This window comes from Pseudosporangium ferrugineum, assembly GCF_003002065.1.
Lineage (GTDB): Bacteria > Actinomycetota > Actinomycetes > Mycobacteriales > Micromonosporaceae > Actinoplanes > Actinoplanes ferrugineus_A.
This window is the reverse complement of record NZ_PVZG01000004.1, coordinates 266,785-291,377: the sequence shown is the minus strand read 5'-3', so window position 1 is coordinate 291,377 and position 24,593 is coordinate 266,785. Positions and strand designations below refer to the sequence as shown.

The 24,593-nt window shown below is 71.8% G+C and carries 27 protein-coding genes; 19 read left to right on the top strand and 8 right to left on the bottom strand.

Annotated features, from left to right (window positions below; genetic code table 11):
• Positions 1–25: 25 nt before the first annotated feature.
• From CLV70_RS10995 to CLV70_RS10985, 3 genes are read right to left on the bottom strand one after another with little or no spacing between them, the layout of a single operon-like run.
• On the bottom strand, positions 26–910 hold the full coding sequence (locus tag CLV70_RS10995) for a sulfite exporter TauE/SafE family protein (protein WP_106126315.1): 885 nt from the start codon (positions 908–910) through the stop codon (positions 26–28).
• A complete protein-coding gene (locus CLV70_RS10990; protein ID WP_106126314.1) occupies positions 907–1,497 on the bottom strand; it encodes a rhodanese-like domain-containing protein in 591 nt (196 codons plus the stop codon). The genes CLV70_RS10995 and CLV70_RS10990 overlap by 4 nt, the downstream gene beginning before the upstream one ends.
• On the bottom strand, positions 1,494–2,858 hold the full coding sequence (locus tag CLV70_RS10985) for an MBL fold metallo-hydrolase (protein ID WP_170148599.1): 1,365 nt from the start codon (positions 2,856–2,858) through the stop codon (positions 1,494–1,496). The genes CLV70_RS10990 and CLV70_RS10985 overlap by 4 nt, the downstream gene beginning before the upstream one ends.
• Positions 2,859–3,006: 148 nt before the next feature.
• Here CLV70_RS10985 and CLV70_RS10980 point away from each other — a divergent pair, with 148 nt between their 5' ends.
• The 12 genes from CLV70_RS10980 (at position 3,007) to CLV70_RS10925 (ending at position 13,365) form a co-directional block, all read left to right on the top strand.
• Positions 3,007–3,273: a metal-sensitive transcriptional regulator gene (locus tag CLV70_RS10980; RefSeq protein WP_106126312.1), complete on the top strand. Its 267-nt coding sequence runs from the start codon at positions 3,007–3,009 to the stop codon at positions 3,271–3,273.
• A 97-nt stretch (positions 3,274–3,370) separates the two neighbouring features.
• Positions 3,371–4,612, top strand: coding sequence for a type III sulfide quinone reductase, selenoprotein subtype (gene sqr / locus CLV70_RS10975; protein ID WP_106126311.1), 1,242 nt, complete (start codon positions 3,371–3,373; stop codon positions 4,610–4,612).
• Positions 4,613–4,619: 7 nt separating this feature from the next.
• Positions 4,620–4,934, top strand: coding sequence for a TusE/DsrC/DsvC family sulfur relay protein (locus CLV70_RS10970; protein WP_106126310.1), 315 nt, complete (start codon positions 4,620–4,622; stop codon positions 4,932–4,934).
• A 14-nt stretch (positions 4,935–4,948) separates the two neighbouring features.
• Positions 4,949–5,461, top strand: a complete 513-nt coding sequence (locus CLV70_RS10965) for a DsrE/DsrF/DrsH-like family protein (protein WP_106126309.1) — start codon at positions 4,949–4,951, stop codon at positions 5,459–5,461.
• A 162-nt stretch (positions 5,462–5,623) separates the two neighbouring features.
• Positions 5,624–7,276 (top strand): tannase/feruloyl esterase family alpha/beta hydrolase, encoded by a 1,653-nt coding sequence (locus CLV70_RS10960; RefSeq protein ID WP_211303725.1) that lies wholly within the window; start codon positions 5,624–5,626, stop codon positions 7,274–7,276.
• Positions 7,277–7,290: 14 nt separating this feature from the next.
• Positions 7,291–8,037 (top strand): ABC transporter ATP-binding protein, encoded by a 747-nt coding sequence (locus CLV70_RS10955; RefSeq protein ID WP_106126520.1) that lies wholly within the window; start codon positions 7,291–7,293, stop codon positions 8,035–8,037.
• Complete coding sequence (locus tag CLV70_RS10950) at positions 8,030–8,722, top strand: ABC transporter ATP-binding protein (RefSeq protein WP_106126308.1); 693 nt, start codon at positions 8,030–8,032, stop codon at positions 8,720–8,722. The genes CLV70_RS10955 and CLV70_RS10950 overlap by 8 nt, the downstream gene beginning before the upstream one ends.
• A 19-nt stretch (positions 8,723–8,741) precedes the next feature.
• Entirely contained in the window at positions 8,742–9,989 is a 1,248-nt protein-coding gene (locus tag CLV70_RS10945; RefSeq protein ID WP_211303724.1) for an ABC transporter substrate-binding protein, read from the top strand.
• Positions 9,986–10,858 (top strand): branched-chain amino acid ABC transporter permease, encoded by an 873-nt coding sequence (locus CLV70_RS10940; protein WP_106126306.1) that lies wholly within the window; start codon positions 9,986–9,988, stop codon positions 10,856–10,858. Before CLV70_RS10945 ends, CLV70_RS10940 begins: the two co-directional genes overlap by 4 nt.
• Positions 10,855–11,883, top strand: coding sequence for a branched-chain amino acid ABC transporter permease (locus CLV70_RS10935; RefSeq protein WP_106126305.1), 1,029 nt, complete (start codon positions 10,855–10,857; stop codon positions 11,881–11,883). Before CLV70_RS10940 ends, CLV70_RS10935 begins: the two co-directional genes overlap by 4 nt.
• A gap of 35 nt (positions 11,884–11,918) precedes the next feature.
• Positions 11,919–12,599 carry a TetR/AcrR family transcriptional regulator gene (locus CLV70_RS10930; RefSeq protein ID WP_146164025.1) on the top strand — a complete coding sequence of 227 codons (681 nt, stop codon included), beginning with the start codon at positions 11,919–11,921 and terminating at the stop codon, positions 12,597–12,599.
• Positions 12,600–12,627: 28 nt separating this feature from the next.
• Complete coding sequence (locus tag CLV70_RS10925) at positions 12,628–13,365, top strand: SDR family oxidoreductase (RefSeq protein WP_106126303.1); 738 nt, start codon at positions 12,628–12,630, stop codon at positions 13,363–13,365.
• Between the two features lie 702 nt (positions 13,366–14,067).
• On the opposite strand, the gene CLV70_RS10920 is transcribed toward CLV70_RS10925, so the two are convergent.
• Both CLV70_RS10920 and CLV70_RS10915 read right to left on the bottom strand, forming a co-directional pair.
• Positions 14,068–15,024 carry an SGNH/GDSL hydrolase family protein gene (locus CLV70_RS10920; protein WP_245908160.1) on the bottom strand — a complete coding sequence of 319 codons (957 nt, stop codon included), beginning with the start codon at positions 15,022–15,024 and terminating at the stop codon, positions 14,068–14,070.
• A 93-nt stretch (positions 15,025–15,117) separates the two neighbouring features.
• Entirely contained in the window at positions 15,118–15,975 is an 858-nt protein-coding gene (locus CLV70_RS10915; RefSeq protein ID WP_106126302.1) for a patatin-like phospholipase family protein, read from the bottom strand.
• Positions 15,976–16,049: 74 nt separating this feature from the next.
• Between CLV70_RS10915 and CLV70_RS10910 the strand changes: the two genes are divergently transcribed.
• Positions 16,050–16,589, top strand: a complete 540-nt coding sequence (locus CLV70_RS10910) for a TetR/AcrR family transcriptional regulator (RefSeq protein WP_106126518.1) — start codon at positions 16,050–16,052, stop codon at positions 16,587–16,589.
• A 287-nt stretch (positions 16,590–16,876) separates the two neighbouring features.
• Positions 16,877–17,875, top strand: a complete 999-nt coding sequence (locus tag CLV70_RS10905) for an NAD(P)/FAD-dependent oxidoreductase (RefSeq protein ID WP_106126301.1) — start codon at positions 16,877–16,879, stop codon at positions 17,873–17,875.
• Between the two features lie 28 nt (positions 17,876–17,903).
• Here CLV70_RS10905 and CLV70_RS10900 read toward each other — a convergent pair whose 3' ends face one another.
• Positions 17,904–18,425, bottom strand: a complete 522-nt coding sequence (locus CLV70_RS10900; protein WP_106126300.1) for a CGNR zinc finger domain-containing protein — start codon at positions 18,423–18,425, stop codon at positions 17,904–17,906.
• A gap of 56 nt (positions 18,426–18,481) precedes the next feature.
• Between CLV70_RS10900 and CLV70_RS10895 the strand changes: the two genes are divergently transcribed.
• From CLV70_RS10895 to CLV70_RS10885, 3 genes are all read left to right on the top strand, one after another.
• Positions 18,482–19,450: an alpha/beta fold hydrolase gene (locus CLV70_RS10895; protein WP_245908159.1), complete on the top strand. Its 969-nt coding sequence runs from the start codon at positions 18,482–18,484 to the stop codon at positions 19,448–19,450.
• A 100-nt stretch (positions 19,451–19,550) separates the two neighbouring features.
• The gene (locus CLV70_RS10890; RefSeq protein WP_106126298.1) at positions 19,551–20,093 is read left to right on the top strand and encodes an RNA polymerase sigma factor; all 543 of its coding nucleotides are present in this window, start codon (positions 19,551–19,553) and stop codon (positions 20,091–20,093) included.
• A 104-nt stretch (positions 20,094–20,197) separates the two neighbouring features.
• A complete protein-coding gene (locus tag CLV70_RS10885; protein ID WP_106126297.1) occupies positions 20,198–20,962 on the top strand; it encodes a hypothetical protein in 765 nt (254 codons plus the stop codon).
• Positions 20,963–21,036: 74 nt separating this feature from the next.
• On the opposite strand, the gene CLV70_RS10880 is transcribed toward CLV70_RS10885, so the two are convergent.
• Positions 21,037–21,330 (bottom strand): response regulator transcription factor, encoded by a 294-nt coding sequence (locus CLV70_RS10880; RefSeq protein WP_211303723.1) that lies wholly within the window; start codon positions 21,328–21,330, stop codon positions 21,037–21,039.
• A gap of 266 nt (positions 21,331–21,596) precedes the next feature.
• Between CLV70_RS10880 and CLV70_RS10875 the strand changes: the two genes are divergently transcribed.
• On the top strand, positions 21,597–22,850 hold the full coding sequence (locus CLV70_RS10875; protein WP_106126295.1) for an MFS transporter: 1,254 nt from the start codon (positions 21,597–21,599) through the stop codon (positions 22,848–22,850).
• A 27-nt stretch (positions 22,851–22,877) separates the two neighbouring features.
• Here CLV70_RS10875 and CLV70_RS10870 read toward each other — a convergent pair whose 3' ends face one another.
• Positions 22,878–23,513 carry a helix-turn-helix transcriptional regulator gene (locus CLV70_RS10870; RefSeq protein ID WP_106126294.1) on the bottom strand — a complete coding sequence of 212 codons (636 nt, stop codon included), beginning with the start codon at positions 23,511–23,513 and terminating at the stop codon, positions 22,878–22,880.
• Positions 23,514–23,897: 384 nt separating this feature from the next.
• Here CLV70_RS10870 and CLV70_RS10865 point away from each other — a divergent pair, with 384 nt between their 5' ends.
• On the top strand, positions 23,898–24,593 hold the full coding sequence (locus CLV70_RS10865) for a response regulator transcription factor (RefSeq protein ID WP_158277746.1): 696 nt from the start codon (positions 23,898–23,900) through the stop codon (positions 24,591–24,593).

Sequence of the window (24,593 nt, the reverse complement as noted above, 5' to 3'; positions counted from 1 at the left end):
TCAGGGGCGAAGGTCCCGTCGCAGGTCACCGGCCAGGTGCGGGACCTTCCCGGGCGGGCCGTAGCGGCGCCGGGGAGGGCCGGTGCCGGTGGGTGACGGCCCAGGCGGTGCCGGCGGTCGCGAGGGCGGCGGCGCCTGCCCACAGGGCCGGCCCCGCGGGGAGCTGCTGGGCCAGGACGAAGACGCCCATCGCGGCCACGAACCAGCCGAAGGACTTGCGCAGGAGCTGCTCGGGGATCCGCCCGGCCAGCCTTCCGCCGGCGAGGCTGCCGAGGATCGCGGCGGCGGTGACGGCGGCGGCGAGCGGCCAGTTGATGTGCACGGTGGAGAGGTATCCGGCGAGGCCGGCGAAGGACTTCATGGCGATGACCAGCAGGGAGGTGCCGACCGCGACCGGCATGGGCAGGCCGCCGAGCAGGGCCAGGGCGGGTACGACGAGGAAGCCGCCGCCGGCGCCGACCAGGCCGGTGACCAGGCCGACGACGACGCCGTCCGCGATGACGTGCACGATCGGGAGCTCGTGCGGGACGGTGCGGCCGGGCTTCGGCCGGCGGCCCCGGATCATCGCGATCGAGGTGGCCAGCATCATCAGCGCGAAGCCGGCCAGCAGGACCGTGCCGGGGATGTGGGCGGCCAGCCGGCCACCGGCGTACGCGCCGGTCATCCCCGCGAGGCCGAAGATCAGGCCGGTGCGCCGGCGGACCCGGTGGGCCCGGGCGTGCGGGAGGACGCCGACCAGGCTGGTGGCGCCGACGACGAGCAGCGAGGTGGCGATGGCCTCCTTGGCGGGCAGGCCGGCGACGTAGACCAGCAGCGGCACGGCGAGGATCGAGCCACCGCCGCCGAGCAGGCCGAGGCTGACCCCGATGCCCACCGCCAACACGATCGTGAGCACGAGCGTGGCGCTCATGGGCGGTCCGCCGCGCCGCGCAGTTGCCCGACGATGCTGCCGAGGTCGCAGCTGTCGGTGCCCCGGTTGTACGGGAGCTTCGCCAGCAGCATGCCCATCGCACAGGTGTTGGTGAGCGCGGAGACGGTCAGGCCGGCGCCCAGCAGCGCCGCGACCCACTGCAGGCCGGGCACCAGCACGGAACCGAGGACGCCGGCCAGGACGATGACGCCGGCGACGAGGCGGACCTGGCGTTCGAGGTCCCAGCGGGCCCGGCCGCGGTTGACCGGGGCGCCGGCGCGCTCCCAGGCGAGCATGCCGCCGTCGAGGATCCTGAGCTGGGGCAGTCCCGCCGCGGCGAGGGTCTGCCCGGCCTGGGTGGCCCGGGCACCGGAGCGGCAGACGAGGACGACCTGGTCGCCGAGGTGGGCGCGCAGCTCGGCGCGGTGCTCCTTGAGCAGGTCGAGCGGCACGTTGTAGGCGCCGGGGATGTGCACCGTGGCGAATTCGCCGGGGGTGCGGACGTCCAGGATGCGGGGCCCGCCGGCGGTGCCGATCAGGTCGCGCAGGGTCGCGGCGTCCACGCCGGTGACGCCGGGGGTGTTCACGCCGCCTCCTTCGGGGCGAGCAGGCCGTGGGCGCCGGCCCGGCCGAAGTCGTCGTCGACGGCGACCACCCGGTGGCCGTGCGCGGCGAGCAGCGACGCGGCGATGCCGGCGCGGTAGCCACCGGCGCAGTGCACCCAGATCTCGTCGCCGGGTACGTCGTCGAGGCGGTGCCGCAGCTCCTGCAGCGGGATGTGCAGGGACCCCTCGATGTGCGCGCCGGCCCGTTCGAGGTCGCGGCGCACGTCGAGGACGGTGACGTGCCGGTGGTGGCGGACGAGGGCGAGGTCGCCGAAGGCGGCCCGCGGGATCGTGGCCGGTTCCTCGCCGCCGGCCCACTGCCGCGGGGTGCCGGTGGCGTAGGCGGCGGGCCGGTCGATGCCGATGCGGACCAGTTCGCGCTGGGCCTCGGCGATCTGGCCCGGATTCTCGGCGAGCAGGGTGAGCGGGGTGCCCCAGGGGATGAGCCAGCCGAGGTAGGTGGCGAAGCTGCCGTCGAGGCCGAAGTTCAGGGTGCCGGCGAGGTGCCCGGCGCTGAACGCCACCCGGTTGCGCAGGTCGACCACCCACTCCCCGGCCGCGATGCGTTTGCGCAGCTGCTCGGCGTCGGCCCGGTCCGGCGGGGACAGGTCGGGGGCGGCCGGGCCGGCGGCGTTGGCCGCGGCCATGTGGGCGTAGTACGCGGGCCAGGCGTCGAGGCCCGCCAGCAGCTCGTCGACGAAGGCCTGCTCGTCGCGGGTGAGGGCGGGGTTGTGCAGCTTCTCCGAGCCGATGGTCGCGGCGTCGGCCGTGCTCTGCGTCGCCGAGCAGAAGCTGCCGAACCCGTGCGTCGGATACACCGCGGCGCTGTCGGGCAGCTCGGCCGCCAGGCGGTGGGCGGAGGCGTACTGGTGCCGGACGAGGGCGTGGGTGTGATCGGGGCCGAGCAGGTCGGGCCGGCCGACGGAGCCGTACAGCAGCGATCCGCCGGAGAACACCGCGACCTGGCGTCCGTCGTCGTCGAGGGCGTACGACAGGTGGGTGAAGGTGTGCCCGGGGGTGGCCAGGACCCGGACCCGCATGGTGTCGCCGACCGCGATGACGTCGCCGTCGCGGACCGCGGCGCGGTCGAAGGTGACCGGGTCGTCGGCGTTGACGTGGTACGCGGCGCCGGTCGCCGCGGCGAGGGCGTACCCGCCGGTGACGTAGTCGTTGTGCAGGTGGGTCTCGAAGACGTGGGTGATCCGGACTCCCGCCCCGGCGGCGAGGTCGAGGACCCGGTCGATGTCGCGCTGCGGGTCGACGACGAACGCGACCCGGCCGTCGTGCACCAGGTAGCTGCGGTCGCCGAGGGTGGCGGTCTCGATCGGCAGGATGTGCGGCAAGGCGGATTCTCCTTCACGACTGACGATTGCATACCCCCGGGGGTATCTGAATCCACCATAACCCCCCGCGCGCCGCCCGCCGGGTGATCCCCGTCTCATACCCCCCGGGGTACCATCGGAGGTCGGAACCCGAACGAGGGAGTGCGTGATGCAGGTCGACGAGAACGCCACCGGCGATGTGATCAAGCGGCTGCGCCGTGCCGAGGGTCAGATCCGCGGCGTGATCGGCATGCTGGAGGACGGCCGGGACTGCGCCGACGTGGTCACGCAGCTGGCCGCCGTCTCCCGGGCGCTGGACCGGGCCGGCTTCAAGGTCATCGCCAGCGGCCTGCAGCAGTGCATGACCGCCGAGGACGGCGAGGACCAGGCCGCCAACCTGGAGCGCATGGAGAAGCTGTTCCTGTCGCTCGCGTGACCGTTGGTCCCGCCCGGGGCGGGACCTCGGCCCTTACCGCCGCCGATCCCCGCACATACCGTGGGGGGTATCAGGACGCGGTCTGGGGGTGGGTGCGATGCGACGGCTGCTCGTGCTGGGTGCCGGCACGGCGGGCACGATGGTGGTCAACAAGCTGCGCCGCCGGCTGGACCGGCCGGACTGGCGGATCACCGTGGTGGAGCCCAGCGACACGCACTATTACCAGCCGGGCTACCTGTTCCTGCCGTTCGGCGCGTACGGCCCGCGGCAGGTGGTCAAGCCGACCGCGCCGTTGATCGCCGACGGCGTGGAACTGGTCCGCGGCGAGGTCGACCGGGTGGCCACGGCCGAGAACCGGGTGCTGTTGTCCGACGGCCGGTCGCTGCCCTACGACTACCTGGTGATCGCGACCGGCGTGACGCCGCGGCCGGATCAGACGCCGGGGATGCTCGACGGCGGCCGGTGGCGCCGGAGCATCTTCGACTTCTACACCTACGACGGCGCCCTCGCCCTGCGTGACGCCCTGGACCGGTTCGACGGCGGCCGGCTGGTCGTGCACATCACCGACCTGCCGATCAAGTGCCCGGTCGCGCCCCTGGAGTTCGCCTTCCTGGCCGACGCCTACTTCCGGCGGCGCGGCATGCGCGACCGGGTCGAGCTGGTCTACGCCACCCCGCTGCCCGGGGCCTTCACCAAGCCGATCGCGTCGGCCCGGCTCGGCTCGATGCTCGACGACCGGAAGATCACCGTCGAACCGGACTTCCTGGTCGAACGGATCGACGGCACCACCCTCGTCTCGTACGACGAGCGCGAGATCCCGTTCGACCTGCTGGTCACCGTGCCGCTGAACATGGGCGCGGACTACGTGGCCCGCTCCGGGCTGGGCAACGAGCTGAACCTGGTGCCGGTCGACCGGCACACGCTGCTCGCCAAGGGGCACGACACCATCTTCGCCCTCGGCGACGCCAACGACATCCCGACCTCCAAGGCCGGCTCGGTCGCCCACTTCTCCGTCGAGGTGTTCACCGGCAACTTCCTCGCGCACGTCGCCGGCCGGCCGATGACCGGATCGTTCGACGGGCACGCCAACTGCTTCGTCGAGTCGGGCGACGGCAGGGCCCTGCTCGTCGACTTCAACTACGACACCGAACCGCTGCCGGGCAGCTACCCGGTGCCGGCGCTCGGCCCGTTCCGGCTGCTCGAGGACGCGGCCGTCAACCACTGGGGAAAGCTCGCGTTCCGCTGGATGTACTGGAACGTCTTGCTGCCCGGGCGGCCGATCCCGTTGCCGGCGCACATGTCGATGGCCGGCAAGCACATCCCGAAACCCGAGGAGTGAGACAGCCATGCCCGTGACCACCATCGCCGGCCGCGACATCCACGTCGACGACGAGGGCTTCCTGGCCGCCTACAACGAATGGGACCCCGACCTGGCCAAGCAATTAGCCGCCCAGATCGGCATCGAGCTGACCGACGCGCACTTCAAGGCCATTGATTTCCTGCGCGCCGACTACGCCACTCAGGGCGAGACCGCCACGCTGCGGCGTGTGTCCACGCTGGGTGGGATCCCGACCAAGGAACTGTTCACGCTGTTCCCCAAGAAGCCGGCCAAGAAGATGGCCTACATCGCCGGCCTGCCCAAGCCACACGGCTGCGTCTGAACGGGAGTACTGCCATGACCACCCGAGCCGCACCGGCGATCGTGCCGAACTTCGACGACGACGCCACCACCGGCCGCAAGCTCGCCATCATCTGTTCCAAGGGCACCCTCGACATGGCCTACCCCGGCCTCATCCTCGCCAACGCCGCTCTCGGCGAGGGTGTCGAGACCCACCTGTTCTTCACCTTCTGGGGCTTCGACATGATCACGAAGTCGCGGATGAACGACCTGAAGTTCACCATGCTGGGAAACACCGCCACCCACCTGCCACAGGGGATCGGCGGCCTGCCGGGGATGACCGCGATGGCCACCCAGCGGATGAAGAAGCAGATCGCCGAGGTCGGCGTCCCCGAGGTCCCCGAGTTCCTGGAACAGATCGTCGCCTCCGGCGGCCACCTGTGGGCCTGCCGGATGTCCGCCGACATGATGCACCTGACCCAGGACGACCTCTACGAGGGCGTCGAGGACATCATCAACGCGGCCGACTTCATCGAGAAGACCGCCGGTGCCCAGCTGCTCTTCATCTAGCCACGATCCCCTGTGACCACGACGCGGGTCGATGAATGTTCGACATGCGACATTCCCCCGATGAGGCCTTGCGGTCCTCTGTGACCCATGCCACAGTGGGTGGCACTCAGTGCCGTCTATTCGTCCTTACGGCGGCACAGCGTGCTTACTTGAGGAGTTCGGGTGCTGCGCGTTCGTGGAAGATCCAGACGACTGTTCGCCGGGCTGACGCTCACCGCCACCGTGGTGAGCGCGACGGCGGTCCTCGGGCCGGCGCCCGCCACCGCGACGGTGGGCGCCGCCCTGACCTGCGCGGAGCTGACCGGGACGGAGATCCCGGCGTCGGCGATCAGCCTGCCGACCCGCGGCGGCCGCGTCGGCTCGGCGTCGCTCGTGACCCAGGTGGTGAGCGGCAGAACCGTCGAGTACTGCAGCGTCGTCGCGGCGCTGTCCCCGGTCGACCCGTCCGCTCCGGACATCAGGATGCAGGTCGCCATGCCTGCCGGCTGGAACCACGCCACGATGATGTTCGGCGGCGGCGGATACGACGGGACCATTCCCGCCGTCGCCCAGAACGTGCCCTTCGGCCGCCCCGACCAGCCGGCGCCGCTGGCCCGTGGCTATGCGACGTACGGCAGCGACTCCGGCCACCAGGCCGGCCCCACCGGATCGCTGGACGGGTCCTTCGGCGTCAACGACGAGGCGCTGAAGAACTTCGCCGCCGGGGACGCGCTCAGGAAGACCCACGACGCCGCCCTGTTCCTGATCCGGCGCGGCTACGGCACGGGGCCCGGCCGGGCGTACTTCGCCGGCGGCTCGACCGGCGGTCGTGAGGCCCTCATCGTCGCGCAGCGCTGGCCGGACGCGTTCGACGGCGTCATCTCCGCCTACCCCGCGTGGAACAACCTGGCCGAGATCCTGTTCCTCGGGAACCTCGCGCGGGTGATGGCGCGTCCCGGCGCGTTCCCCGGCACCGACAAGCAGGGCCTGCTCTACACCAGCGTCATGGCGGCCTGCGACGGGCGCGACGGGGTCGAGGACAGGATCATCTCGAACGTCCGCGGCTGCCACTTCGATCCCCGGGCACTGCGCTGCCCCGGCGGCGCTGACACCGGTCCCACCTGCCTGTCGGACGCGCAGATCGCGGCGGTGACCGCCGCGGCGAAGCCGTTCAGGTGGCCGTACCCGATCGCCAGCGGGGAGCGGTACTACCCGGGCTTCCCCGTCCTGTCCGGCGCCGACATGCGGACGCCCTACCTCGGATTCGGCACCGCCGCACCGGCCAGCCCCATGCCGGCGACCAGCGCGTACGGGTTCCAGTACTGGGACCAGTGGGTGAAGTACTTCCTGACCCGCGACCCCGGCTACAACTCCCTCACCGTCGACCCCCGGCACCCGGGGAAGTGGCAGTCCCGGATCAGCTACCTGTCCACCATTCAGGACCGCAACAACGTGGACCTGCGCCCGTTCGCGCGCTCCGGCGGACGGCTGATCCTGCTCCACGGCGCCGCGGACGAGCTCGTCTCGCACCGCTCCACCAACGACTACTACCAGCGGGTGCGGGAAAAGGTCGGCGTCGAGCAGACCCGCGAGTTCCTGCGGTACTACCTGGTGCCGGGCGCGAACCACGCCAACTTCGGCGCGCCGGCCTTCGCCGCCGGCTGGGACTCGCTCACCGCCCTCGAACGCTGGGTCGACGAGGGACGGCCGCCGGTCAAGCAGGTGGTCATGGACAGCAGGGACGGCCGTACGCGCCCGCTCTGCGAGTACCCGCGCTGGCCGGAGTACCGCTCGGGCGATCCCGGCAGTGCTCAGAGCTTCGTGTGCTCGCGGTGACGGCGGACGCTCGGGTGGCTGTCCGTACGCGTGCCCTGACCAAGGTTTTCCGGGGTTTCCGCGCGGTCGACGCGGTGGACCTGGAGGTGCGCGAGGGCAGCGTGCACGCCCTGGTGGGACCCAACGGCGCGGGCAAGACCACCCTGTTCAACCTGCTGACCGGATTTCTGACCCCGACGTCCGGCACGATCCTGGTGTTCGACGAGGACGTCACCGGGCAGCCGCCCGAACGGGTCGCGCGCCGCGGGGTGGCCAGGTCGTTCCAGATCACCAGCCTCTTCGAGACCCTGACGAGCCGCGAGCACGTCGAACTGGCCCTGCAAGGGCTCACCAGCCAGGGATTCCGGTTCTGGCGGTCGGAGAAGCTGCTCGGCCGCGACCGGGCCCGGGTCGAGGACCTGCTCGAGCAGGTGGGACTGCTGCGGCTGGCCGACAAACCGGTCGGGCTGCTCGCGTACGGGCAGAAGCGCGCGCTCGAACTCTCCCTCGTGCTGGCGCTGGAACCCCGGCTGATGCTGCTCGACGAGCCGACGGCCGGGATGGGGATCGAGGACGTCGACCGCACCATCGAGCTGATCCGGCGCATCGCGGCCGGCCGCACGGTGGTGCTGGTCGACCACAACATGCGCGTCGTCGGCAGCCTGGCGGACCGGGTGACGGTGCTGCAACAGGGCAGGATCCTGGCGGAGGGACCGTACGACGAGGTGCGCAACGACGAACGCGTGATCACCGCCTACCTGGGCGAGGCCGACCATGCTTGAGGTCACCGGGCTCGAGGCCTGGTACGGCCAGGCGCAGGCGCTGCACGGGGTGTCCGTACGCGTGGGGGAGGGCGAGGTCGTCTCGCTCGCCGGGCGCAACGGCGCCGGCAAGACCACCCTGGTGCGGTGCCTGATCGGCCTGCACCGGCAGGTGCGCGGCACCGTACGGTTCCTGGACCGCGACGTCACCCGCACGCCGGCGCACCAGCGGGCCCGGGCCGGCATGGGCTGGGTCCAGGACGACCGCGGCATCTACGCCAGCCTCACGGTCGAGGAGAACCTGCTCCTGCCGCCCAGGGTCTCCGACCGGGCCTGGACGATGGAGCGCGTCTACGAGGCGTTCCCCGTGCTCGCCATCCGCCGCCGGGCACCGGGCACCACGCTGTCCGGCGGCGAGCAGCAGATGCTCGCCATCGCCCGGGCGCTGCGGACCGGCGCCCGGCTGCTGCTGATGGACGAGCCCTCCGAAGGGCTGGCCCCGGTGGTCGTGGCCCGGATCGGCGAGATCATCCGCGAGGTCAAGGCCGCCGGCGCCGGCGTGCTGCTCATCGAACAGAACGTCAAGTTCGCGGCCACCGTGGCCGACCGGCACTACCTGCTCAGCCAGGGACGGATCGTCGAGACCCTGGACAACTCCGAATTCCGGCGCCGCGAGGGCGAACTCCTCAAGCACCTCGGCATCTGACCTTCGAAGGGGAATCACCATGACGAGCAAGCGAATGTGGGCCGGCGCCTCGGCCATGTCGGCCGTCCTGCTCCTCGGGGCCTGCGGGGGCGGGGGACCCGGCGGGTCGGGAGGCGACTTCTCCGGCGGCAAACTGGTGCTGGCGGTGCTCAACGACCAGTCCGGCGTCTACAAGGACGCGTCCGGGCCGAACTCCGTCAAGGCGGTCAAGATGGCCGTCGCCGACTTCCAGAAGAAGTACGGCGACAAGGCGGTCGTCGACAAGATCGAGGTGACGTCGACCGACCACCAGAACAAGCCGGACATCGCCAACACCAAGGCCTCGGAGCTGTACGAGCGCAGGGGAGCGGACGTCATCCTCGACGTGCCGACCTCGTCCGCCGCCCTGGCCGTGGCCAACCAGGCGAAGAAGAACAAGAAGCTGTTCCTCGACGTGAGCGCGGCGACGACCGCGCTGACCGGCGCCCAGTGCAACAAGTACACGTTCCAGTGGGCGTACAACACGTACATGCTCGCCAACGGGACCGGCACCACGGTCACCGAGAAGGGCGGCAAGAAGTGGAACATCATCTACCCCGACTACGAGTTCGGCCAGAACATGAGCAAGTCCTTCAGCGACGCGGTCACCAAGGCGGGCGGCACGGTGCAGGGCACCATCCCGACGCCGTTCCCGAACGAGAACTTCGCGACCTTCCTCACCAAGGCCGGCAGCACCGACCCCGACGTGATCGGCACGATGCAGGCCGGCGGTGACCTGATCAACCTGGTGAAGCAGTTCAACGAGTCGGGCCTGAAGGAGAAGGGCATCGAACTGGCCGTCGGCCTCATGCTCATCACCGACATCCACTCGCTGGGCGTGGACCAGTTCGCGGACACGATGTTCACCGACGCCTGGTACTGGAACATGGACCCCGAGGCGCGGGCGTGGGCGGACCGGTTCCTCGCCGAGACCGGCACCCGGCCGACCTTCGAGCACGCCGGCAACTACTCCGCGGCGTTGCAGTACCTGGAGGCGGTGCAGGAGGCGGGCACCGACGACGCCGACGCGGTCGTCGCCAAGCTCGAGGGCAAGAAGATCAACGACGTGTTCCTGCGCAACGGCGAGGTCCGCGCCAAGGACCACTCCGTCGTGCACGACGCGTACCTCGTCCGGGTGAAGAAGCCGTCGGAGGTCAAGGAGGACTGGGACTACGAGGAGATCGTGGCCACGATCCCGGCGGCGAAGGCCTTCGCGCCCGCCGAGGCGTCGGGCTGCACGTTGTCATGAGCGCGGTGCTCCAGTACGCCGTCCAGGGGCTGGCGGCCGGCAGTTTCTACGCGCTGGCAGCCCTGGGACTGGCGATCATCTTCGGGGTCCTGGGCGTGGTCAACTTCGCCCACGGCGCCTTCTACATGCTCGGCGCGGTCGGCGCCGCCGTCCTGCTCGACACCCTCGGACTGTCGCTGTGGTGGGCGCTGCTGGCGGTGCCGGTGCTGATGTTCGGCTTCGGCGTCGTGGTGGAGCGGCTGCTCGTGCAGTGGCTGCTCCGGCTCGACCCGCTCTACAACTTCCTGCTCACCTTCGGCCTGACCCTGGTCCTCGTCGAGCTGGTCAAGCAGAAGTACGGCGTGTCCGGGCTGCCCTACCGGCTGCCCGGCGCGCTGCAGGGGCGCGTCGATCTCGGCGGCGTCGTGCTGCCTCGCTACCAGCTGTTCGTCCTGCTCGCCTCCGTGGCGATCTGCGTGCTCGTCTGGCTGGTGATGACCCGGTCCCGGGTCGGCATGATCGTCCGGGCGGCGACCGAGAAGCCCGAACTCGCCCGCGCCCTCGGCATCAACGTGGGGCGCTGGGTCACGCCGGTCTTCGGCTTCGGCGTCGCGCTGGCCGGCCTGGCCGGCGTGCTCGCGGCGCCGTTCCGGGCCATCACCGCCGACATGGGCAACAACTTCGCGATCATCCTGTTCGCGGTCGTCGTCATCGGCGGGCTCGGCTCGATCGTCGGCGCCGTCATCGCCGGCTTCCTGGTGGGCCTGGTGGAGGCGTTCGGGCAGGCGTACGCCCCGACGTTCGCGCAGATCCTCATCTTCGTCCTGATGGCCCTGATCATTCTGGTACGGCCCGCCGGGTTGTTCGGGCGCAAGGAGGCGACGGCATGACTCAGTCCGCGGTTACCGAGGCCCCGGTCACCGGGGTGGACCCGCCCGCCGTGGGGAGGGACCTGCGGCGGCGCTGGATCCTGCTGGCCGTCGGCCTGACGGCGGCGCTGGTGCTGCCCTGGTTCATCTACCCGCCGGTGGCGATGGACATCGTGGCCATGGCGCTGTTCGCGATCGCCCTGGACATCCTGCTCGGTTACACGGGCCTGCTGTCCTTCGGGCACGCGGCGTTCTGGGGCAGTTCGGCGTACGTCACCGGCCTGATCGCCACGCACTACGGCGTGCCGTTCCCGGTGGCCGTCATCGGTGGCGCGGTCTTCGCCATGATCCTCGCCGTGCCCCTCGGCTACCTGTCGGTGCGCCGGTCGGGCATCTACTTCGCGATGGTGACCCTGGCGTTCGCGCAGATGGTCTACTTCATCGGCTACCAGTGGAGCGACCTGACCGGCGGCGAGAACGGGCTGCAGGGCGTACCCCGGTCGTTCTTCGGCATCGACCTGGTGGAGACGGATTCCTTCTACTTCTACTACGCGGCCCTGCCGATCCTGCTGCTCGGCATGTGGGCGGCCTGGCGGATCGTGCACTCGCCGTTCGGGCGGGTCCTGATGTCCATCCGCGACAACACCCCGCGGGCCCGCGCCCTCGGCTACGAGGTGGAGAAGTACAAGCTCATCGCGTTCGTGCTCTCCGCCGGGCTGACCGGCCTGGCCGGCGGGGTGTTCGCCATCAACCACGGCTTCGTCGCGCTGACCGAGCTGCACTGGAGCACCTCGGGCGAGGTCGTGCTGATGGCGGTGCTGGGCGGCATCGGCACCCTGTGGGGAGGCGTGCTCGGCGCGTTCCTCGCGGTCATGCTCGCCGACTATCTCGCCTCGTCCGGCTTCCACGGCATCGACCTGGTCACCGGCACGGTCTTCATCCTGGTGGTGCTGCTGTTCCGCCGGGGGCTCTGGGGTACCGTCCGTCACCGGTGGCTGGTCCGGCAGCAGCGCCGGACGGCAGCGGCCGGCCCGGCGGAGCGGTGAGCGACCGGCCTCACGTCAGGAGAGGGCAGCTGCCGGTGACTTCACGCAGAACACTCGAGACCAAGTACCGGATCTCGGAGACGGCGATGGCGCTGTTCCTGAAGGAGGGGTACGCGAACGTCACCGTCGAAGCCGTCGCGGAGGCGTCCAGCCTGTCCCGCCGCTCCGTCTTCCGGCACTTCGAGAGCAAGGACGAGCTGGTCTTCCCGGACCACACCGAACGCATCGGGCTGGTCGAACGGTGCCTGCTGGAGGCCGCCCCCGGCACGGACCCGGTGGACGCCGTCATCGCCGCCACGGAGGCGGCGCTGCGCGACTTCCTCAGCCGGCCCGAGCTCGTCCTGCGGCGTTACAAGCTCACCCGCGTCGTTCCCGAGCTGCGCAAGCGGGAGGTCATCGAGCACGAGCGGTACGTGGCGCTGACCCGTTCGTACCTGCGCGACCACCTGCCGCCCGACACCCCGCCCTTCCAGCCGATGGCCCTCGCGGCCATCATCGACGCGATCCACCGGTCGGCGCTCGGCAACTGGGTACGCGGCGGCGGCACGACCGATGCCCTCGCCGAGCTGGCGGCGGGCATGGACTGGATCCGCCGCCTCATGGTGCACCAGTCGACCTTCTCGGCCGCCCCGCTGCTGCTCGCGCTGCTACCGGACACCCCACAGACCCGCCGCGTCCTGACCTCGCTCAAGGACGCGGCGCAGGAGCTGCCCTGACCGACGGGGCGGCCGAGGAGGAACAGAATTGCCGAACCTGACGTACGACTTCGCGGGACGCACGGCCATCGTGACGGGAGCGGCCCGCGGCCTCGGGCTGGAATTCGCCCGCCTCTTCCACCGGTCCGGGGCGAAGGTGTTCCTGGTCGACGTCGACGCCGACGAGGTGGCCAGGGCGGCGGACGAACTGGGCGCCGACGGAGCCGCCTGCGACGTCACCAGCACCGAAGCCGTCGAGGCCCTGGTGGACCGGGTGACCACGGCGGCCGGCCGGCTCGACATCATCGTCAACAACGCCGGCATCCTCCGGGACCGCCGCCTCTGGAAGCTCTCGGACGAGGAGTGGGCCGAGGTGCTGGACGTCCACCTGGGCGGCACGTTCCGGCTGACCCGCGCCGCGGTCCCGGTGTTCCGGGAGCAGCGGTACGGCCGGGTCATCAACGTGACGTCGTACACCGGCCTGCGCGGCAACGTCGGGCAGGCCAACTACGGCGCCGCCAAGGCCGGGATCATCGGCTTCACCAAGACCGCGGCGAAGGAGCTCGCGTCCTTCGGCGTCACCGTCAACGCCATCTCGCCGAACGCCGAGACCCGCATGATCGACGCGATCCCCGGGGAGAAGCGTCAGGAACTGGAGGCCGCCATCCCGCTCGGCCGGTTCGCGGCGCCCCGGGAGATGGCCGCCGCCGCGGCGTTCCTCGCGTCCGAGGAGGCCGGCTACATCACCGGAGTCGTCCTGCCCGTGGACGGCGGAATCTCCATCTGATCGGGCCGGGTCCGTCTGCCGAGCGGCACCGTTGCGGGCGGGGGCCTGCGCGGGCCGGTCCTCGAGATCCAGGGCGGTGCGCGGGTCCACCATCCGCGGGCCCGTGCGGCCAAGAGGGCCCCGGCGCGCAAGCGCCGGGGCCCGGGGTTACGGGTCAGAAACACCATCTACCGGCAGGTTCGCCGGGTTGTCGTATCCGCACCTGCCGCCATCAGCGGCTTGAGGCGCGAGGATCGCATAAGCGTGACCGGAGACCACCTTTCGTTCGATGGAAACTGCGGTGTCCACCCCACATCGGAATTCGATCTGGAGATGGGCGATCCAACGGTGCTCGGCCCTCCCTTTCCTCTGCTTCCTTTTCCGTGGTGCGATCGTTCCGTGGTGCGATCGTGCTCTCCGCCGGTGCCGGAGCCCCACGCGACTTCATGGCCCCATCCACGTGCGGCGGTCTTTCGTGCCAGGCGAACCCTGAACCAGCATCAGGCCCGCCTGAGTGCCCTGACCTGGAATTACGTCAAGGTCTTGGGGTGCCTTTCGTCGTGCTGTGGGCGATGGTCATTGATCCCACCGCGGTGCCGAGCGAGCCACGAACGTTCCGGGCCCTGCTTGACGCTCGGCATCCTCGTCTGCGTCTTCGACGATCTCTGCTGTCAACGAGGGAAACCGTATCCCGCGTCGCCGAGAAAGTCTAGTAAGCGGGACCTAGATTTCTTGGCGCCCGCGTCGAGGTTGGGCCGTCTCCCGTGGCGGGGTGCGGCTCTGTGCGCCGGGGCGCGCCGGGTGGACCGTCGTGCCCGGCTGGGTGGCCGCGTCGTGCGCTGCCTCGCCCAGCTCGCGCAGCTCCCCGGAGGTGGGGACGCCGTGGCGTCTCATCAGCACCGCGAGCACGGCGGGGAGGGTGGCGGCGGCCGTGCGGGCGTACCCGTCGGCCGAGGGGTGGAAGCGGTCGCGGCCGAACATCCGGTCCGGCTGGGCGGCGAAGACGGGGTTGAGGTGGTCGGCGAGGGAGACCGTCGACCCGCCGGCCCGTACCACGTGCACGGTCTGCGCGGCGGCCAGCCGCCGGCTCAGGAAGCCCGCCAGCTGGCGCAGCGGCGGCCGGAACGGCGGCAGCGCGCTCAGGTCCGGGCAGGTGCCGACCACCACCTCCGCGCCGGCGGCCCGCAGCCGGCGCACGTCCGCGCCGAGCTGGCGGACCCGGGCGCTCTGCGCCGCGAGCTGCGTGACGTCGTTCCCGCCGATGTAGATGATCGCGATGTCGGGCCGGAGGTGCAGCGCCCGGTCCACCTGGTGGCGCAGCTCGGGCGTCTCCGCACCCAGAACGGCCAGCGTGTACGCCGACACCCGGCGCCGCAGCCGCCGCGCCACGCCGGCCGCCAGCAGCGCTGCCGGAGTCTCCCGCGAACGCTCGGCGCCGTACCCGGCCGCGAACGAGTCACCGAGCACCACCATGGTCAGCGGCCTGCGGGAGCTCCGGCGGCCGTAGGCCACATCCCCTCGCGGCGGCGGGTCGTGCGGCACCGGGATGGTCCGCGGCGTGAACACGATCTGCGCGGCGAGCATCGCCGCGGTCCCCGCCGCGGCCGCGACGGCGACGCCGGCCACGCCCACGGCGACCCGCCCGGCCACCCGCCACCGTCGTCCCCCCGAACCGGTCACGTGATGATCATTCTGCGCGGCCGGGAGCCGGAGCAAGGGACGCGGGGGCAGGCCGCGGCGGCGTTCGCGCACGGTGGGCGGATCGGGCGGGGCTCAGGACCGCCAGGCGGCGCGGATCGCTGCCGCTTCCCGTGCTGCCTGCCGGCGGCCGAGGTGCAGGGCCCGGCCGGTGAGCTCCGGGTCCATCATCGACACCGGCGCCCCGCCGCCGCCCAGGTCGGGCTCCACGGCGAGCAGCCGGGTGGTCCGGCGCAGCGCGGCCAGCTCGGCGTCCGCCCGGATGCTCGACGCCGGCCGGTTGCCGCCGGCCGGCGCCTCGAGGGGCAGGCAGGACAGGACCAGCAGGACGTCCGCCGCCGGCGCCGCGGCGGCATTCAGATGGTTGAGGAGACCGCCGTCCATATAGTGGCCTCCGTCGATGGTGACGGCCGGGAACAGCATCGGTACGACGCAACTGGCCGCGACCGCCCGCAGCAGTGGCACCCCGGATGCCTCGTCCCACACGACGAGTTCGCCGGTGCCGGTGTCGGTCGCGGTGCATCGGAAGCCGGCCGGCCAGGCGGCGCCGTCGAAGGGCTCGAACAGGCCCAGGTAGTCGTCCTCGGTGAGGGCGGCCGTCGCCTCCCGGGCCGCGGCGCCGATCGTCCGGAGGGCCTGCCGCGGGTCGGCGGCGAGACCGGCCCGGCGGGAAGCGGCCACGAAGCTCGCCGAACCCGCGGCCAGCGTGCCGGCGTCGATCCTGTCCCGGACCGCCGCCAGGACCGGGAGCGCCGCGGTGACGTCGCGGTCGCCCGCCAGCAGGGCTCCGACCAGGGAGCCCGCGGAGGTTCCCACGATCGCCGAGGCCCGCGTCAGGTCGGCCCCCGCCTCCCGGAGCCCGGCGATCAGCCCCGCCTGCCACGCGACACCGACGGTGCCGCCGCCTCCGAGCACGACCGTACGTGACGTCATCGTGGTACCCCATTCACTCAACTCGTGTTGAGCGAACCGTACCCCCCTCGCTCAACGGTCGTAGAGTGAGCGTCGTGACCCCGACATCGCGCGACGCCAAGCGGGCCCGTACCGCCCAGCGGATCCTCGAGGCGGCCCGCCAGGAATTCGCCGCCCACGGCTTCGACGCCGCCACGATCCGCGGCATCGCCGGTGCGGCGGGCGTGGACGCCTCGCTGGTGATGCAGCACTACGGCTCGAAGGCGGCCCTGTTCACCGCCGCCGCCCAACTACCCGGCACCGACCGCGAAGGCGCCGCCGAGCATCTCCTCGACGTCCTCACCGTCCGGCTCGGCGACCTGCCCCCCGAGACGAGCGCCCTGCTGCGGTCCATGCTCACGGTCCCCGAAGCCGCCGCCGCGGTGCGCACCCACCTCGACGAACGCGTCGACAACCTGGCCCGCTCCCTGGACGGCGACGACGCACGCCTGCGCGCCCTGCTCACGGTGAGCGGCATCCTCGGCCTGACCCTCACCCAGCACTTCCTGAAACTCCGCGCCTTCGACGACGTCCCCCACGAATCGCTGCTCCGGGCCGCCCACATCTGGACCGCATACCTGTCGGGCACCTCGTAGCCGCGCCCCCTGACTCACTCGGGCCGCGCCGCCCGGCTCACTCGGGCCGCGCCCGTCGGCTCACCCGGGCCGCGCCTGACGGCTCACCTCGGCGTGACGGCCGACCGCCGGCCCGGGCGCTTCCGCCGGCTTGCCCGGGTGCGACGGCCGGCCACTCGGCCATGCCGGTCGTGCCGCGGGGGCGACGGAGGCGTGGCGGCTCCGGCGTTGCTGCGGCCGTACCGTGGAATTTTGCTGTTTCGGCATCTTTGTGTGGTGTTTCGCCGGGCTCGCGGAAGCATCGCCGCATGCACAGGTATGACGTGGTGATCGTTGGTGGGGGACCGGCCGGGCTCGGCGCGGCGGTGACGCTGGGTCGTTCCCGGCGCGAGGTGCTGGTGATCGATGCGGGAGCACCGCGCAATGCGACAGCCTCCCGGGTGAACAGCTACCTGGGCCGGGAGGGCGTCGCGCCGGAGGAGCTGCTGCGGATCGGCCGGGCCGAGGTCGAACAGTACGGCGGAAGCGTCCACCGCGGCACCGTCGTCTCGGTCGATCGGGTGGACGGGGCGACGTTGCGTGTCGTGCTCGCCGACGGCTCCGTGGTGGACGCCCGGAGGGTGCTCCTCGCCACGGGGGTCGTCGACGAGCTGCCCCCGATCCCCGGCCTGGCCGAGCGCTGGGGGCGGGACGTGCTGCACTGCGCGTACTGCCACGCGTGGGAGATGCGGGACCGGGCCGTCGCGGTGATCGGCGCCGGGGCCGCGTCGCTGCAGCAGGCGCAGCTGTGGCGGCAGTGGACCGACCGGGTGACGTTCCTGGCCAACGATGCCCTCGAGCTGACCGGTACGGCCCGCGCGGAGCTCGCCGCCCGGGGGATCGCCGTGGTGACCGGCCGGGTCACGGGGATCGAGGTCACCGGCGACGCGCTGAGCGGTGTCCGGGTCGGCGACACCGTGGTCGCCACCGACGCGGCGGTCGTGTTCCCGGTCTCCACGGCGAGGTCCGGCCTGCTCGCGCACCTGGGCCTGCTTCCCGGGGAGACGCTGATGGACGACCAGGTCGTCGGCGCCACCCTCGCCGCGGACGCGATGGGCGCCACCGGCGTGCCGGGCGTCTGGGTGGCGGGCAACGTCCGGGGCCACCGGGCGCAGGCGATCGACGCCGCCGCGCAGGGCGGGCAGACCGGCGCGATGATCAACATCGACCTCGTCCACGAGGACGTACGCGCGGCGGTCGCGCTGCACCCGTTCACCCCCGAGCTGGAAAGGGAGGTGTCGAGCCTCCGCGGCGGCCCGGTGATCTGACGGGCCCCTCCTGCTCGCGGGCGCGTGGTCATCCGGCCGGGCGGTGGCGCTCGCGGTAGGTGCGGGTCTTGTGGCGGTTGCCGCAGACCTCCATGGAGCACCAGCGTCCCCGGCCGCTGCGGGAGGTGTCGTGGAACGCCCAGCGGCAGTCCGGCGCCGCGCAGAGTTTGATCCGGTGCCACTCGCCCCGGGCGGCGCTCCGGGCCACCGTCTCGACGATGACGTCCAGCCACGGTCGTCCGGTGCGGGCGGCGATCCGCAGGTCACCGGACGGCTCCGCGGCGAGCCGCAGCGGATAGCCGCTCAGGGCCGCGGTCGCGTCGCGCTCGGCGAGGAGGATCTGCCGCAGTGCCGTACGCAGGGCGACCGCGGCGGCGAGGTCGGGCGGCTGCGGCTTGCCCGTCACCGGCAGGTCGTGGGCGGCCAGCCAGTCCGAGAGAGCCTGCGGGGAGGTCAGGTGCTCGCCGGCGACGTGGCTCTCCCCGTGCCGGGTGAACGTCCTCTCGTCGACCGTGTTGAGGAACTCCTCGATCAGCTGCAGCGTGAACACAACACCACCTTAGCTCATAACTGGTGTTTGACTTCCGAGCAACACCGGAAATAGCTTTGAATGGTGTTGACGCGCTGCCGTCCCGCTTCGCCGACATCGACGGGACCCCGGTGCACTACCTGCGCTACGACGCCGAACGCGAGGGTGCCCTGCCGCTGATCCTGACCAACGGCTGGCCCAGCTCGTTCCTGGAGATGACCGCGCTCGCCGAGCGGCTGTCCACGCCGTCGCGGCACGGCGGCGACCCCGCCGATGCCTTCACCGTCATCGTCCCGTCGCTGCCCGGCTTCGGCCTGTCACCGCAGCGCCCCACCTTCCCCGACGACGTCGCGCCCACGCACGAGATCTGGCACCGGCTCATGCACGACGAGCTGGGCTTCGACCGGTACGGCGCGCACGGCGAGGACCTCGGCGCGGCGATCACCGCCCGGCTGGGGCAGACGCACCCCGAGGCGGTGGCCGGCATCCACGTCCTGACCATCGCCGACCCGCCCGCCTACGACCCGGCCGGGCTGACCGCCGAGGAGGAGGCGTACCTGAGGGCGAAGGCGCAGTGGCACGCCACCGAGGGTGGATACTCGCACGAGCAGCGCACCCGCCCGATGACCCTCGCCCAGGGCCTGTCCGACTCGCCGTCCGGGCTGCTCGCCTGGATCCTGGAGAAGTACCGTGCCTGGAGTGACTGCGGCGGCGACGTGTCCACCCGGTTCAGCGACGACTTCCTGCTCACCCAGGCCTCGCTGTACTGGTTCACCAACTCGATCTCCACCTCGTTCCGCCCGTACTACGACGGCGACCGGGGCCTGCTGCCGGACGGCGGGCCCGTCGAGGTGCCGACCGCGCTGGCGCTGTTCCCCGCGGACATCGGGGCGCAGCCGCCCCGCAGCTGGGTCGAGCGGGCCTACCACCTCACCCGATACACGGTCATGCCGCGCGGCGGCCACTTCGCCCCGCACGAGGAGCCGGCCCTGCTGGCCGGCGACCTGACCGCCTTCTTCCGCTCGGAGGCGGTGGCCGGGCGGTGAGGCGGTGGCCGGGCGGTGAGGCGGTGGCGGAGTCATCCGGCGAGATCGTTCTGGACCCGGACATGTCCTCAGGGCAGGGTTGTCGTGGTCCGGAGGTGGCATGACCGAGGAGCAGTTCCGTGCGTTGTTCGCCGCGAACTTCGAGGACGTGTGGAGTTTCGTGCGTCGCAGGGTCGGCACCGATGCCGACGCGGACGACGTCACCGCCGACACGTTCTCCATCGCGTGGCGCCGCCGGGAGCAGGTGCCCGAGGACTTCGAGCGCCCGTGGCTGTTCCGTACGGCGCACAACGTCCTCACCAACCTGCGCCGCAGCAGCCTGCGGGAGCGCCGGCTGCACCTCAGGATCGCGGCGGTCGACCCGCCGGAGGTGGCGTACGAGTCCGTCGCCGAGGTGGACGGGGTGCTGTGGGCCGCCCTGGCGGCGCTGCCGCGCAAGGACCGCGACCTGCTGCTGATGCGGGCCTGGGACGGGCTGGAGGTGGCCGGCATCGCCGCCGTCCTGGGGGTGAGCGCCGCGACCGTGTCGTCCCGGCTGTACAAGGCCCGCGAGCGGCTGCACCGGGAGATCGCCCGGCGAGATCGGCCCGGCGGCGGAGATGTACAGGGCAGATCCCACGGAAAGGGGAACGTTCACCGATGAACGGCGAAGAAGAGATCGAGCGCCTGCGTCGACTGAATCCCGTTGCCCGTAGCGCGCCGCCGGCGCCGGGATCGTCCCGATTCAACGCCATTCTGGAGAGATCCATGACGCAGACGAGCATGCCGATCCGTACGGCCGTCCCGGCCCCGCGGCGCCGATGGGCGCTGCTGACCACGGGGGTCGCGGCAGCGGCCGTCGCGGCGGTCGTCCTGGCGCTCGGCCAGGGCGGGCCGTCGCCGTCGGACGGCACGAAGCGGGCCGATGCCGGAGCTGTCCTGCTGGCCGCCGCCGAACAGACCGGGAAGGTGACGACGCTGCGCTTCAGCCAGCCCCCGTCCGGCGCGGCCGGCTTCAGCGCCGAGGGCGAGGTCAGCGGCGCCGACTGGCGGGTGGTGAGCAAGGGCGAGACCCCCGGCGGCACGACGACCACGGTCATCGGCGACGTCCGCTACGTCACCACGGGCGGCTCCACCACGAAGGAGAAGATCCCGCAGGGGGAGAGGCTCGCCCCGTTCGCCCGGGCGGCCGGCGACCTGACCCGTGCGGTGTCGCAGGACCGCAACGTCGTGGAGGTCGGCACCGAGGACGTCCGCGGCACCCGGACCACCCACTACCGGCTCACCCTCCCGGCGCGGACCAGCGCCGCCGATCCCGCCTCGGCGGTGACGAAGCTGCCGCCGGACGAGCTCGCCTGGTTCGACCTCGAGGGCATCGACGCCTACAGCGACCCGGTGACGCTGGACATCTGGGTGGCGGGCGATCTGGTGCGCCGCATCGCCGGCACGGTGGCGAACCAGGGGCCGCTGACCAGCGTGGAGTTCTACGACTTCAACGCGCCCGTCACCATTACCGCGCCGCGGCAGAAATAAGTCCTACGTTTGCGGAGAATCGTCGGGCCCGCCGGCATCGTGTCGGCGGGCCGCGGCTTTCGGTAACGTGATTGTTAATTGATTGTCGAATGACTCCGGGCCGGTCTCTGGACCGTGGGGGAGTCGACCAGGGTGTTGAGGATCTCCATCCAGCTCCGTACGCCGTACTTGCGCTTGATGCGGCGGGCATGCGCGTCGACGGTGTGCCTGCTGATCTGCATGCGCCGGGCGGCGGAGGCGTAGGTGCAGCCCTCGGCGAGATGCCGCAGGACCTCCCTCTCACGGGCGGTCAGTCCTACCTCGGGCAGCTGTCCCTCCTGGAGCGAACGAACGGGAGGCGGCATCGTAGCCTGGGGTTTTTCACGCATTGACCGGGATCCTCCGAATTAATGCACGATATTGCATGTACTGCTAAAGCGACAGTACGTCATGGTTCCGGGCGCAGCGAACCAACGGGACAACACTGTGGATACCCACCGAACCGGCTTCCGGGCGTACGGTAAATAATATTTTCAGTAACCTTGCCACCCGGTCGCGGGGGCGTTTGTCAACTTACGGGTTTGCGTCCTTTTCGCCCGGCGGTCCCCCGGGAAGTCTTCAGGGAGGCCGCACCGACCGAAGGGGGCCCTCCACCATGGCCGCTGGCCCTCTGCGTCACCACCCCGGCTTCCGCCGGCTGCTCGTGGGCGCCGTCGCCGGGCAGGCCGCGGCCCAGCTGTCGCTGGTCGCCCTGCCGCTCGCCGCCGTCGTCGAGCTGCGGGCCTCGGCGTTCGAGGCCGGGCTGCTGACCGCCACGGAGACCGCGGCGTTCCTGCTCATCGGCCTGCCCGCCGGGGCCTGGCTCGACCGGGTCCGGCGGATGCCGGTGCTCGTCCGCAGCGACCTCGTGCGCGCCGCGGCCATCGGCTCGGTGCCCCTGGCCGCGGCGGCCGGCATGCTCACCATGCCGCAGCTCTACCTGGTCTCGTTCGTGGTCGGCGTGGCCACCGTCTTCTTCGACGTCTCGCACCAGAGCGTGCTTCCCCGGCTGCTGGCGCGGGAGCACCTCGTCTCGGGCAACGGCGCGCTGGAGTCGGTCCGGGGCACCACCGCGGTCGCGACCCCGGCCGTCGGCGGCGGCCTCGTCCAGGCGCTCGGTGCGTCCGCCGCGCTGGCCCTCAACGCCGTGGGCTACCTGCTCTCCGCGCTGGTGCTGCGGCGGATCCGGCTCAGCGAGACGCCGTCGCCGGCGGCCGGCCGGGGGTCGCTGCGCGCGGAGATCGCCGAGGGGCTCTCCTTCGTGGTCCGCCAGCCGCTGCTGCGGCCGATCATGCTCTGCACCGCCGTCGCCAACTTCTTCGGCGCGATGCTCGCCGCGGTGCAGACCGTCTACCTGGTACGCGAGCTCGGCCTCACGCCGGGGCTGGTCGGCGTCGTGCTGTCCGCGATGGCCGTCGGTGGTCTGGTGGCCGCGCTGCTGGCCGGCCGCCTCGCCCGCGCCGCCGGCGACGTGCGCGTCATCTGGCTGGCGATGCTCGGCACCGTGCCCGCGGCCGTCCTGCTGCCGATGGGGCGGGGCACCGCCGGCGCGCTCTGCTTCACCGCGGGGCTGACCCTGCTCTCCTTCCGCGGGGTCCTCTACAACGTCGCGCAGGTCAGCCTGCGGCAGCGGATCTGCCCCGACCACCTGCTCGGCCGGATGAACGCGACGCTGCGCTTCGTGGTCTGGGGCTGCATGCCGCTCGGCGCCATCGCCGGCGCGGTGGTCGCCGGCGGCCTCGGCACCCGCACCGCGGTGGCGGTCGGCGCGGCCGGCCTGCTCACCGCGCTGGTGCCGCTGTCGCTGTCGCCGCTGCGGCGGATGCGCGACCTTCCGGCCGAGCGTGTCCCGGAGTCGAGCCGTGACTGAGCCCCGATGACCACGGACCCGTTCCCGTCACCGCACCAGGGCCGGATCCACCCGCGGTGGCCAGCTTCCGGGCAGGAGGATCCCCAGGGCGTGGGCGCGTCCGACCAATCCGGCCCGGTTGGTGCTGGACGTCCTGCGCAGCAGGCTGCTCACGTGATACTCGACGCCCCGGACCGTCAGGTGCAGCTCGGCGCCGATGTCCGCGGTGGACAGACCCGCGGCGATGCCCTCCAGCACGCGGGCGGTGAGGACGGGCATGGTGAACGTCTCGTCCGGTCCGTTCTCCCGGCGGCTGACCACGACCACGATCCAGGCGTCCGCGACGACGGGCCGGATCAGGTGCGCGTCCAGGCTCACGACGGCCTCGGCCCGGCCCGGGACGGTCAGCGGGCCACGGTAGTGCAGCGAGCGGAGCCGCCCCTGCCGCAGCCGGGTGAGCCGGCGGGTGAACGGCGCCCGCTGCGCCGCCGGCAGCCACTCGGTGAGCGACGGCCGGCCCGGCTCGCAGCCGTGGGCGCGGAGATCGGCGTCGCCGGTGACCGAGACCACCCGGAAGGCGCGATCGAGGAGCATCACGTGCGGCAGTTCCGCGGACTCGTTCTCGCCCGCGACGGTGACGCCGCTGTCGTACCGACGCGCGTCGCGGACACTGGAGATGGACATCCCGCAACCTCCCTGCCCGGCGCCGAGGGCCCGGATGCGTCAATGCGAAACACTCCTGTGACGGCAGGAAAGCAATTCCGCCGACCGGCTGACCAGGGTCACCGGCCGGCGGGTCCATTGTCTCCATCCCGGGCGGGCGGCATCCCCGGCTCAGGCACCTTCGGGCAATGTTGCGGCACCTTGGTGCCGCCGTCGTCCGAAGTGGAGGTGAGCCATAGATCACCGACACTGCCGATATCGATGTATGGACCATTCGCTTTTGCGAGGGAGCGACGTTGAGGTGAAGCGCGTGATCCATGCGAAATTCGTCCGCCCGTCCCCGGACCGGGCGGCCCGATGCCGGCGGGACGTCCCGCGTTCCCCGGCCGAAACCGAGGAGCCGGCATGTCCATGACCCGCTACGACACCGTCCGGCCCGAGGTGGCCGGCGCCGAGACCCGGCGGGTGGTCACCCTGTCGGTGCTCACCTCGGACAACGATGCCGACGCCCGGCTCGCCGCCGCGGTCCGGGACCATGTCGGATCGACACCGGAGACCGGTACGTCCCTGGCCGATCCGCGGGACAGCGACGTGATCCTGGTGCTGGCCCGCACCCTCACCGAGGAGGTGCTGGCCGAGATGTCCGCGGTGGCGGACGGTTCCGACAACCCGGCCCAGTGCATGGTGCTGGTCACCGGGCCGATCCGGGAGCACCAGCTGGCCCGGGCGATCGCCTGCGGGGTGGTGAGCATCCTGCCCCGCCACGCCATCACCCCGCGGACGATCGCGCAGGCCGTGCTCGCCAGCTCGCGCGGCCGGTCGATCCTCTCCGACCACGTCACGCGCTGGCTGATCGACGGGGCGCGGGCCAACCATGCCCTGATGCGCTCCGAGTTCGGCCTGCTGCCCGGCGGCCTCACGGTGCGCGAGGCGGAGGTGCTGAGGCTGCTGGCGGACGGCCAGGACACCGGCGAGGTCGCGGAGCGGCTGCACTACTCGGAACGGACGATCAAGAAGATCATCCAGGATCTGACCTCCCGGCTGAACCTGCGCAACCGCGCGCACGCCGTCTCGTACGCGCTGCGGGCGGGAGCGATCTAG

Coding starts and splice junctions, on each gene's coding strand:
- CLV70_RS10870 (WP_106126294.1), bottom strand. CDS start 23,513: ATGTCCATCTCCAGTGTCCGCGACGCGCGTCGGTACGACAGCGGCGTC.
- sqr (WP_106126311.1), top strand. CDS start 3,371: ATGCGACGGCTGCTCGTGCTGGGTGCCGGCACGGCGGGCACGATGGTG.
- CLV70_RS10980 (WP_106126312.1), top strand. CDS start 3,007: ATGCAGGTCGACGAGAACGCCACCGGCGATGTGATCAAGCGGCTGCGC.
- CLV70_RS10905 (WP_106126301.1), top strand. CDS start 16,877: ATGCACAGGTATGACGTGGTGATCGTTGGTGGGGGACCGGCCGGGCTC.
- CLV70_RS10880 (WP_211303723.1), bottom strand. CDS start 21,330: ATGCGTGAAAAACCCCAGGCTACGATGCCGCCTCCCGTTCGTTCGCTC.
- CLV70_RS10995 (WP_106126315.1), bottom strand. CDS start 910: ATGAGCGCCACGCTCGTGCTCACGATCGTGTTGGCGGTGGGCATCGGG.
- CLV70_RS10970 (WP_106126310.1), top strand. CDS start 4,620: ATGCCCGTGACCACCATCGCCGGCCGCGACATCCACGTCGACGACGAG.
- CLV70_RS10865 (WP_158277746.1), top strand. CDS start 23,898: ATGTCCATGACCCGCTACGACACCGTCCGGCCCGAGGTGGCCGGCGCC.
- CLV70_RS10945 (WP_211303724.1), top strand. CDS start 8,742: ATGACGAGCAAGCGAATGTGGGCCGGCGCCTCGGCCATGTCGGCCGTC.
- CLV70_RS10940 (WP_106126306.1), top strand. CDS start 9,986: ATGAGCGCGGTGCTCCAGTACGCCGTCCAGGGGCTGGCGGCCGGCAGT.
- CLV70_RS10915 (WP_106126302.1), bottom strand. CDS start 15,975: ATGACGTCACGTACGGTCGTGCTCGGAGGCGGCGGCACCGTCGGTGTC.
- CLV70_RS10950 (WP_106126308.1), top strand. CDS start 8,030: ATGCTTGAGGTCACCGGGCTCGAGGCCTGGTACGGCCAGGCGCAGGCG.
- CLV70_RS10965 (WP_106126309.1), top strand. CDS start 4,949: ATGACCACCCGAGCCGCACCGGCGATCGTGCCGAACTTCGACGACGAC.
- CLV70_RS10935 (WP_106126305.1), top strand. CDS start 10,855: ATGACTCAGTCCGCGGTTACCGAGGCCCCGGTCACCGGGGTGGACCCG.
- CLV70_RS10875 (WP_106126295.1), top strand. CDS start 21,597: ATGGCCGCTGGCCCTCTGCGTCACCACCCCGGCTTCCGCCGGCTGCTC.
- CLV70_RS10885 (WP_106126297.1), top strand. CDS start 20,198: ATGACGCAGACGAGCATGCCGATCCGTACGGCCGTCCCGGCCCCGCGG.
- CLV70_RS10890 (WP_106126298.1), top strand. CDS start 19,551: ATGACCGAGGAGCAGTTCCGTGCGTTGTTCGCCGCGAACTTCGAGGAC.